Source organism: uncultured Limnohabitans sp., from assembly GCF_937889215.1.
Classification (GTDB): domain Bacteria; phylum Pseudomonadota; class Gammaproteobacteria; order Burkholderiales; family Burkholderiaceae_C; genus Limnohabitans_A.
In genome coordinates this window covers 1-3,681 of the sequence record NZ_CALBEX010000324.1, presented here as the reverse complement: position 1 = coordinate 3,681, position 3,681 = coordinate 1, and the positions used below count along the sequence as shown (strand labels likewise).

The window sequence follows — 3,681 nt, the reverse complement described above, 5'->3', positions numbered from 1 at the left end:
CATGTCGACCAAAAAGATCGCGCCGACTTCTTTGGCGATTTTGGCAAAACGCTCAAAGTCGATGTGCAGCGAATAGGCAGAAGCACCGGCAATGATCAGTTTGGGCTTGTGCTTGCGGGCCTGGGCTTCCATCGCCTCGTAATCGATGGCTTCATTGGCATCCAAGCCATAAGACACGGCGTTGAACCACTTGCCGGACATGTTGAGCGGCATGCCGTGGGTCAGGTGACCACCTTCGGCCAGGCTCATGCCCAAAATCGTGTCACCCGGCTTGAGGAACGCCAAAAACACGGCTTCGTTGGCCGATGCGCCGCAATGCGGTTGCACGTTGGCCGCTTCTGCGCCATAAATTTGTTTGATGCGGTCGATGGCCAATTGCTCGGCCACGTCCACATGTTCGCAGCCACCGTAGTAGCGCTTGCCGGGGTAGCCTTCGGCGTATTTGTTGGTGAGCTGGCTGCCTTGGGCGGCCATGACAGCGGGCGAGGCGTAGTTCTCGCTGGCGATCAGTTCAATGTGGTGCTCTTGTCGGGCGTTCTCAGCCTGGATGGCGGCGAACAGCTCGGGGTCGGTTTGTTCAATCAGAATGTTGCGGTGGTACATGGCAGTCCTTTGGATGGAGGTGACCTTGACCCGAACCGAGGGGTTCATTGACAAGGGCTGCCCAGGCGAACGGCTTAAAACCGGGCGAGGGGTTTGATGTCCCCGGCAGGTTGTGCGCTTCCCAGTGGTTCGGGGGCGGCACCTGGCCGCCTCGCTCCACGTCAGAGTGCCCTGTTTTGTTTCAAAAACAGGCTCCTATCGCCAGTCGCGCACCCTCGAAGTGTAGCCCAGACAGCCCCCATGTTTGGGGGACATGCCGTCACAGTGGGTCTTGTTGGGCCCTCAAGGCCTCGGTGCCGGGGTGCTGGTTGTTGGCTGTTTTTTGGCCTTGGCTGATGAGGTCCAGTCGCTTTTGTTCGGCCAAGACGCGGTCGGTGTATTGCACTTCATTGCCCTGTCCAGATGCCACGCCATAAAGGCGAATGGCTTCTTCGACGGTGGCCGATTGCTGCATCAGTGTCTGCAGTAAGCGTGTGCCCACCCGCAGATTGGTCAAGGGGTCGAAGGCGGCAAGGCGGCCACCGAAAGCGGACAGGGCGTGCGTTTGGGCTTCGGGTTCAATTTGCATTAAGCCCATGGCGCCACGGCTGCCCGAAGCAAAAGGATTGAAGCGTGACTCGATGGCCATCACGGACAAAATGAGAGTTGGTGCAATTTGGCTGCGCTCACCGATGGCCCAAGCCTCGGACACCAAGGCCCCCAGCGGCTCAGGAGAAATTTTGTATTTTTGGCTGAGCCATTGGGTGACCGCCATTTGTTCGCGACTCAGATCTCGGATCAAGGTCGCAGTCGAGCGCTCGGCAGGGGTCGGCTCGGACAGAAAACCCATGGTCTTGGCCTGTTCCACCTGCCGTATTTCGAGCCAACCGATAAGTGTCTCGCTGACCCGCTGTTGTAAATCGGGGCGGGCAAACATGGTCAAGGTGACGGCCACGACGGTCAAGCCAATCAAGGCCATGCCGTGTCGGGTGATTTCGACGAAGCCTTCACCGATATCGTTGACCAGGGTGGACAGAACCAACCGCAAGCGGGTCCATTGCAAATGCGCTGTCATAGCACTTCCTCTCATGCCAAGTCCAAGCAGCGTTGGCTGCGGGCACTTGATGGGTTGGGGGTACGAGACCTGCAACAAGCGAGTTGCACTTTTGCAGGTTGAGCCGGGTTCGGCAGCGGTGCGGGGAAATCCCACTTAAATTCAAAGTTGTGCGGATTCTAGGAACTTTTCATAACCAGTCAAGTATAAGAAACTTGCCTGATAGATGTATTTGGCTATATAAAAATCTTGGGTATCTGAAATGTGACAGAGATTGGGAAGGATTGCTAGCCAAACGCCTCTGAGGTCCAAATACCAGCGAAAATAGGCATTTGACGCCGATTGCGCTGAATTGCATTTGCAGCTTCAGTGGAGTTGGGCCGGATGCCACATTGGCATGCACCGTGTTTTTAAAGTATTGACCGTGACCTCATCTTCCAAGCCCTTTGACATCCATGCCCTTGACCCTTTGACGGCAGGCATTTTCACCGCCCCCACATCCGGAGAGCGCAGCGCCCGATTGCGCGACTGGTTGCTGACCGATCCCCATGAGGATTTGATGGCCGAGGTCTACCGCGAGTTGTCCAGCCGTGACAAAGGTGTGGCCAAGCTCCTCAAAGAAAAGCTCGACGAGGTCAAGCGCACCCACGGACAAGAAGCCCTGGCCACTGAGTGGGCCCAAAAGGCAGAGCACTTGCTGCAGGCTTCGCGCTTGAACATCGCTGACGCCCTGGGGTGGCAGCGCGATGCGGCCAAGGCCGGTGCACCGCTGTCGCGTGAACCCCTGGCGGGCCTGAAGCAGCGCTTGGCCGAGGTGGTCAAAGGCGTTGAAGATTTGCAACACCAAGTCATGGTGCAGCGCGAAGCTGCCGTCTTGTTGGCCCAGCGCATCGAAGTCTTGTCCACCAAACCCCTGAGCGAAGCTTTGGGAGGGCAAACTGGCTTGCAGGCCGATGTGGGGCAATGGCAAAGCCAAGCCAACGCCCTGACCCAAAACACTGTCTGGCCCAGTGTGGACCTGAAGTTCCCCTCGCAACTCGAAGCTGCAGGCAAGCAGCTGCAAGCGGTCTGGGATGGGTTTTCGGCCGCGGCAGCCTCGGCCACTTTGGCCCAAACCGATGCGGACACCGCTTTGCCTCCTGTGCCAGTGTGGGCCGAAGAGATCCGTCGTTTGCGCGGCGAAGTGAGCGCCGTCGCCTCGCCAGCCACCGAGTCGGGCAAAGCCGACAAGGCAGATAAGCCCGAAAAGACTGAAAAAGCCGCCAAGCCAAAAATGGACCCAGCCCAACGCCAGGCTTTGCGCGAGCAGGCCACTCAGGCCGTGACCTTGGTGCTGGAAGCTTTGGAAAAACAAATCACCGAAAGCGAAGGGGCCGCTTTGCCCGAGGCCACCATGGCCCTGCGCGCTGAACTCAAGACCCACGGCAAACAACTGGACACCAGTCTGGACGAGCGTTTGCACAAGGCCTTGACCGCCGCGGGCGATGCCGAAGGCTGGCAACGCTGGCTGGCCGACCAGGTGCGCACCGATCTGGTGAACCAGGCCGAGGCCCTGCTGGACGCTGAGAAAGCCCCCACCGTGGGTGGGCGCAAGATGCAAGACAAACTGCGCCACCTGCGCGACAGCTGGAAGCAAATCGACCAAGGTGGTTTGCCCAACCACGCGCTTTGGAAGCGTTTTGACGCAGCCTGCAACGAGGCCTACAAAACTGTGCTGGCCTGGCTGGAGCAGATGAAAAAAGACTCGGCAGACCAACGTGCCCAACGCGTGACGTTGATGGACGAGGTCAAGGCTTGGACCGCCGAACATGCCGAAAGCGACGACTGGCGTGCACAATTGCGTGCGCTGCACCAATTTGCCGACCGCTGGCGCAATGCGGGCCATTTGAGCGAAAAAGCCTTTGGCGAAATGCAAGCACAGTGGAAGGCCATTTTCAAAGCCGCCGCTGCACGACTCGAAGCCGCGCAAAAAGCCAGTGTCGAGCGCCGTCAGGCGTTGATCAACGAAGCACGCGAAGTGGGTGCTGCCCCAAGCTTGCGCGTTG

2 protein-coding genes, 1 pseudogene and 1 riboswitch are annotated in these 3,681 nt (G+C 58.6%); of the genes and pseudogenes, 1 reads left to right on the top strand and 2 read right to left on the bottom strand.

Annotation, left to right across the window (positions count from 1 at the left end; genetic code table 11):
• Window positions 1-603 (bottom strand): annotated as a pseudogene (gene glyA / locus Q0341_RS08285) (serine hydroxymethyltransferase); the annotation flags it as partial.
• A 52-nt stretch (window positions 604-655) separates the two neighbouring features.
• Window positions 656-822: riboswitch (ZMP/ZTP riboswitch) on the bottom strand.
• 40 nt (window positions 823-862) lie between these two features.
• Window positions 863-1,657, bottom strand: coding sequence for a lytic transglycosylase domain-containing protein (locus Q0341_RS08280; protein ID WP_299512001.1), 795 nt, complete (start codon window positions 1,655-1,657; stop codon window positions 863-865).
• Between the two features lie 403 nt (window positions 1,658-2,060).
• On the opposite strand from Q0341_RS08280, the gene Q0341_RS08275 reads away from it, so the two are divergent.
• A partial coding sequence (locus tag Q0341_RS08275) for a DUF349 domain-containing protein (protein WP_366522759.1) occupies window positions 2,061-3,681 on the top strand: 1,621 nt, incomplete at its 3' end.

What these genes read in the sequence shown, in the direction of transcription:
- Q0341_RS08280 (WP_299512001.1), bottom strand. Translation starts at nt 1,657, where the DNA reads ATGACAGCGCATTTGCAATGGACCCGCTTGCGGTTGGTTCTGTCCACC.